Below are 5255 nucleotides of genomic sequence, written 5' to 3'. Positions count from 1 at the left end.
GCGGGGCGTCGGAGTTCGGCGACGACGAGCCGGGCCAGATCAGCCGCGGCGGCGACTTCGGACGAGCCTCCCCCACGGAGCGCAGACCGGCTCCCTCCTTCTCCGGGGGTGGCAATGGCGGCGGCGGTGGCGGAGGCGGCTCGCGCTACAGCGACCTCGACGACGACATCCCGTTCTAGGGATTTGCCACTCGGGCAGGAAAGGCCGTCCGAAAATACGGCCCAACCTCCCGCGAGCCGGAGATTGGCGCAATGTCGTGCCCTCTCCGGCCTCGGTCGGGTCCTGACGCTGGAGCTTTAAGTCGATGCCATGCTGAAAACTTACCTTGCGTCATAGTATGGAAGCTGCTCATCTAAGGGTAGATTCCGGGTGCTGCTGAAGCTCGTCGGTTGAGTGAAATTTCCAGGGTTTCCTGTCGTGCACTGCTACTTTCACCTTGTGCACATGCACGAACGGATCATCGACGAGGCTGGGATCGAGGTCTCGGATGTGGAAGCGGCTCATTATCAGGCGCTCAAGGCCATCCAGGAACTGAGACAGGAAGGCGAGGCGGACGAGGTCGACTGGAGCGGGTGGCAGCTCGAGGTCGTCGACGAGTCGGGCAAGGTGTTGCTGTCGATCCCGCTGAACGTGGCGCAGCACTGAGAATTCCTCTCACGAGCCGAGGCAGTGGATCACGTGCTTGCGGCATATGGCCTTCGCTCAGGCTCGCCTCGCGCCCGGCTGGGACCATCTCGGGCTTGATGTTTCGGGCGAGGAGTGGTTAGCCAGCGCGACCATCATTCAGAACGAAGATATCATGAGCCTCTCCTCACCGTCCCTCGACACGCTCTTCACCTGGATCCGCACCGAGAGCCCGACCCACGACCGGGCCGGGGTCAACCTGATGATGGACCTCGTGGTCGCCCAGATGCGGGACGCGCCGGTGGCCGTCGAGCGCATCGCCGGCGAGCAGGGCCTGGGGGATGTTCTCGTCCTGCGGGCCGGCCCGCAGACGTCGGAACCGGGCATCCTGGTCATGTCGCATCTCGATACGGTGCATCCTGTGGGCACGGTCGAGACCGATCTCCCCCTGCGGGTCGAGGGCGACCGGCTCTACGGGCCGGGCATCTACGACATGAAGGGCGGCGCCTGGTTCGCCCTGGAGGCGTTCAAGGACGTGGCCCGCCGGGGCAGCGCGGCACGGCCCATGGTGTTCCTGGTCACGCCCGACGAGGAGATCGGCTCGCCGATCACCCGACCGATGATCGAGGATCTCGGCCGCCGCTCGGCCGCTGTGCTCGTGACGGAGCCTGCCCGCGACGGCGGCCAAATCGTGACGGCCCGCAAGGGAGTAGGGCGCTTCGACGTGCATGTGGAGGGACGCCCCGCCCATGCGGGCTCGCGCCACAAGGACGGGCGCAACGCCGTCTATGAGGCCGCCCGCCAGATCCTGGCCATCGAGGCCCTGACCGATTACGGGCGCGGCATCACCACAACGGTCGGCATGGTGTCGGGCGGCACGGCGGTGAACACGATTCCGCAGCATTGCCGCTTCCAGGTGGATCTGCGGGTCGAGACCGTGGCCGACGGAGAGTCCGTGACGGCCGCCATCCTCGGGCTGAAGCCGTCCAGCCCGGACTTCAAGCTCACCGTGACCGGCGGCATGAACCGGCCGCCTTACGAGCGGTCCGAGGCGACGTCGAGGCTGTTCGACCACGCCAAGTCCCTGGCCGCCGAAATCGGCTTCGACCTCGTGTCGGCACCGCGCGTGGGCGGCGGTTCGGACGGCAATTTCACTGCGGCCCTGGGCATTCCGACCCTCGACGGGCTCGGGATCGACGGCGACGGGGCGCACACCCTCCAGGAATACGGCCTGATCTCGTCGATCGCGCCGCGCCAGAAGCTCATGACGCGCCTCCTCGAAACCCTGGGCTGAGCCCGTGTCCCAGGCACGCTACCGGCCTAACGTGGGCATCGCGCTGTTCAACGGGGACGGCCTGGTCCTGATCGCCAGGCGCCTGCGCGACGACGGGCCCGAGATCATCGCGCCGGGACACGACTGGCAGATGCCGCAGGGCGGCGTCGACGACGGCGAGGACGTTCTGGCGGCGGCGAGGCGGGAACTCTGGGAGGAGACGAGCGTCACGAACGCAAGCCTGCTCGGGCTGACGCCCGAGTGGGTCGCTTATGATTTTCCGCCCTATGCCGGGCCGCCGCACCGCCTGTCCCCGTTCCGCGGCCAGAGCCAGCGCTGGGCCGCCTTCCGGTTCGCGGGCACCGACGACGAGATCGAGGTCGGGGGCATCCGGGGCGGCGCCGTACCGGAATTCAGCGCCTGGCGCTGGGAACGGCTCGAGCGGCTGCCGGACTGGTGGTTCCGTTCAAGCGCGCCGTCTACGAGCACGTGGCTCGTGAATTCGCGCCGTTCGCGTCCCCGTCCTGAGATGCGCTTTCCAACGAGCGGAGCATCGGGCCTAAAACCGGGTCCGGTGCTCTAGGGCTGCTGGCGGAGCAGCGCCAGCACGCCGTCGATGATGAACTGCACCGCCAGCCCGGCGAGGATCACCCCGAGGAGGCGCGTCAGCACCACGTTGCCGGTGACGCCGAGCCAGCGGGAGACGCGGTCGGCCGCGGAGAACACCACGAGGCAGCTCAGGATGCCAAGGGCAATCAGGATCAGCAGCGCCGTCAGATAGACGAAGTTGCCGTCCGCCCGTCCGGCGAGCAGGATCACGGCCGTGATGGCGCCCGGGCCGGCCATCAGCGGGATGGCGAGCGGGAAGGCCGCGACATTGCGGATGTGGTCCTCGGTGATGGCGATGTCGGCCGTGTGCTGCTTGCGCTCGTTGCGGCGTTCGAACACCATCTCGAACGCGATCCAGAACAGCAGAAGGCCGCCGGAGATGCGGAAGGCCGGGATGCCGACGCCCAAGAGCCGCAGCAGAACCTCGCCGCCGAGGCCGAAGAAGGCCAGGATGCCGAAGGCGATCAGGCAGGCGCGCACGGAAACGCGGCGGCGCTCCGCGGCGTTCATTCCCCGCGTCAGCGACACGAAGATCGGCGCCAGCGCCACCGGGTCGAGGGTGACGAGAAGAGTCACGAGGGCAGCGGAGATGTAGTCGAGAAGCATCGGCTGGACCTTCCTGCAAGCTTTGCTTTATGGGGTGATCGAACCGGTTTGACGAGGGGCGATGCGACGATGTTCACGGTTATGGATCGGATCAGCCGGCCGGGCCACCCGGCCAAGCCCAACGAGGATATCTGCGGCGTCTCGGGAGATTGGGCCTGGGTGATCGACACCTCGATCTTTCCGGGCACGACGCCCGTCATGCGCGGGACGAGCGACGCCGCGTGGCTGGCGACGTTCGCCGACGAGCGTCTCTCGAACCTCGCCCCGCACGCCCAGGACGGCGTGGCCCTCCTGCGCCACGTGATGGAGGAGGCGCGCACCGCCTACCGGGCGGTTGCGCCCAGGGAGCGGCACGAGGATTTCATCACCTGGCCGCTTGGGGCCATGACCCTGGTTCGCCGCAGGGGCGACGTTCTCGACGCCTGGACCTTCGGCGACACCACGGCCTATGTCCGGCAGCCCGACGGCTCCGTCGCGACGTTTGGCGACGCTCCCGGCCTGCGCGCTGCCGAATCGTCCAAGGCGGCGGAGCTGATCGGGCAGGCGGGATCCCGCCCCACGGCCATCCTCGATGAGCCCGTTTTCCTCGCGTGGCTCGGCGAGCGTCGGGAGCGGCAGCGGAAGAGCGGCATCCCGGCCGCTCTTCTGAGCTTCAATCCTGACGCCGCCGACCGGCTGCGGCACGAGACGGCGCCGTGCCGCGACGGCACCGCGATCCTCCTGGCCTCGGACGGGTTTTCGGCCCTCGTCGATCTTTATCGGGCCATGGACGCAACGGCCCTCATGGCGGCCGCCCTGTCGGCCGGACTGGAACCTCTGGTGACCCTGGCGCGCGAGATCGAGACGGAGCGCGATCCGGACGGCCGGCTTTATCCCCGGTTCAAGGCGAGCGACGATGCGACGGCGATCCTGCTGAGGGCCTAGTCCGGTTGTCGTCCCTGCCCGGGTCAGATGGCCTCCCGCTCCGGGACGGCCTCCGCCACGCCGGGGTTTGCGACCTGCAGCACCGTCAGGCGCCGCGATTCGCCCGTGCGCGTCGTCCAGCCGATGGACTGCCCGACGGGCAGGCCGATCAGGGCGGTTCCGATCGGCGTCAGCACCGAGATCCTCCCCTTCGCGATGTCCGCTTCATGCGGATAGGCCAGGGTGACGGTCTGCACCCGCCCGGTCGTGTCGTCCCGGAAATCGACCGTGCAGCCCATATGAACCGCGTCGGGGCGGAGCCTCCCTTCCGCAAGAACATGTGCCCGGTCGAGCTCCGCGCTCAGGTCCCGTGCCACCTCCGGCATGGTGTGCTTGGCCGCCTCGGCGAGGGTCGACAGCTTCTCAAAATCGGACGAGGTCAGGGTGATCCGCGGCTTTGCGCCGGCTGATGCTTTTCTGGTCATGGGTGTCTCCTGGATTTGAGGATGCCGCAGAGCGGGATGCTGCGGCGGAGCCGGGATCAGGGATCCCGTTGGCTGGTGAGGGGCATGGCGCGTCGTGTGGGTGGAGGCCGTCACGGCGCGCCACGACGAGGAGCCCTGGTGACTGGCGGCGCGGACGGGATTCTGCTTTTCAACGGGATCCAGGACCTGAACGGCGATGACGCGGCGTGGCGCCGGAGGAGCCGGCGTTCTGCCTCACAGGATGTCCGGATGCGCAGCTGTCTTGAAGCGCCCCGAGCCCGGAACGCCGACGCGCGTTGAGCTCGGGGCTAATGGCCCGCGATGAGGTTGCCTGCCCGATGCAGGCCGCGACGGTGCGTTAAGAAGCTCAACATGACCCGGGGAGGCTCCTACACCCGGCGTGCTTTGTCAAATGACGGCAAGGCTGCGCGGCAGTCGTCGCAATCGCTGGTCCCACACTCACAGGCCTCCGGTCATGGGACGGCGCCCTCCCGTGATCCCATCCTCCGCCTGTGCCGGCCAGCCACCACGTCATCACCGGGCTTGTCCCGGTGATCTCGATTGCTTGAGGTGAGGGCCTTTTCCGGATCGGGATGGCCGGCACAGGGCCGGCCATGACGTGGCAGGGTGGCGGGACGGGGGAGCGTCACGCTGCGGTGCGGGTGCTTGATCTGTGGTGATGTCAAAGAGCCAGCACCTGTGGGCCCGCAGCTTGCGCTGCGAGCCTTCAGGATGATCGAGGGTGGCGCGAGTGG

At 68.0% G+C, this 5255-nt stretch carries 5 protein-coding genes and 2 pseudogenes; 5 read left to right on the top strand and 2 right to left on the bottom strand.

Translation table 11 applies throughout. The features are described from left to right. The 4 genes and pseudogenes from KBI52_RS32575 to KBI52_RS02270 all read left to right on the top strand — a co-directional run. Positions 1 to 179: pseudogene (locus KBI52_RS32575) on the top strand (single-stranded DNA-binding protein); the annotation flags it as partial. 214 nt (positions 180 to 393) lie between these two features. Next, positions 394 to 645 carry a hypothetical protein gene (locus KBI52_RS02280; RefSeq protein ID WP_371823101.1) on the top strand — a complete coding sequence of 84 codons (252 nt, stop codon included), beginning with the start codon at positions 394 to 396 and terminating at the stop codon, positions 643 to 645. Between the two features lie 154 nt (positions 646 to 799). Next, a complete protein-coding gene (locus KBI52_RS02275) occupies positions 800 to 1918 on the top strand; it encodes a M20 family metallopeptidase (RefSeq protein WP_210805057.1) in 1119 nt (372 codons plus the stop codon). Positions 1919 to 1922: 4 nt separating this feature from the next. Continuing rightward, positions 1923 to 2425, top strand: a pseudogene (locus tag KBI52_RS02270) (RNA pyrophosphohydrolase). Positions 2426 to 2476: 51 nt separating this feature from the next. Here KBI52_RS02270 and KBI52_RS02265 read toward each other — a convergent pair. Beyond that, complete coding sequence (locus KBI52_RS02265) at positions 2477 to 3112, bottom strand: MarC family protein (RefSeq protein WP_210805055.1); 636 nt, start codon at positions 3110 to 3112, stop codon at positions 2477 to 2479. Between the two features lie 69 nt (positions 3113 to 3181). Between KBI52_RS02265 and KBI52_RS02260 the strand changes: the two genes are divergently transcribed. Beyond that, positions 3182 to 4036, top strand: a complete 855-nt coding sequence (locus KBI52_RS02260; protein WP_210805053.1) for a protein phosphatase 2C domain-containing protein — start codon at positions 3182 to 3184, stop codon at positions 4034 to 4036. A 23-nt stretch (positions 4037 to 4059) separates the two neighbouring features. On the opposite strand, the gene rnk is transcribed toward KBI52_RS02260, so the two are convergent. Beyond that, positions 4060 to 4500: a nucleoside diphosphate kinase regulator gene (gene rnk, locus KBI52_RS02255; RefSeq protein WP_210805051.1), complete on the bottom strand. Its 441-nt coding sequence runs from the start codon at positions 4498 to 4500 to the stop codon at positions 4060 to 4062. Between the last annotated feature and the right edge of the window lie 755 nt (positions 4501 to 5255).

Source organism: Microvirga sp. HBU67558 (assembly GCF_018069605.1).
Classification (GTDB): domain Bacteria; phylum Pseudomonadota; class Alphaproteobacteria; order Rhizobiales; family Beijerinckiaceae; genus Microvirga; species Microvirga terrae.
Note: the sequence above shows the minus strand (reverse complement) of the source record. Positions and strands in the feature narration are given on the sequence as shown.

Excerpts from the sequence above, each read along its gene's own strand:
- KBI52_RS02275 (WP_210805057.1), top strand. The coding sequence starts at position 800 with ATGAGCCTCTCCTCACCGTCCCTCGACACGCTCTTCACCTGGATCCGC.
- KBI52_RS02265 (WP_210805055.1), bottom strand. The coding sequence starts at position 3,112 with ATGCTTCTCGACTACATCTCCGCTGCCCTCGTGACTCTTCTCGTCACC.
- KBI52_RS02260 (WP_210805053.1), top strand. The coding sequence starts at position 3,182 with ATGTTCACGGTTATGGATCGGATCAGCCGGCCGGGCCACCCGGCCAAG.
- rnk (WP_210805051.1), bottom strand. The coding sequence starts at position 4,500 with ATGACCAGAAAAGCATCAGCCGGCGCAAAGCCGCGGATCACCCTGACC.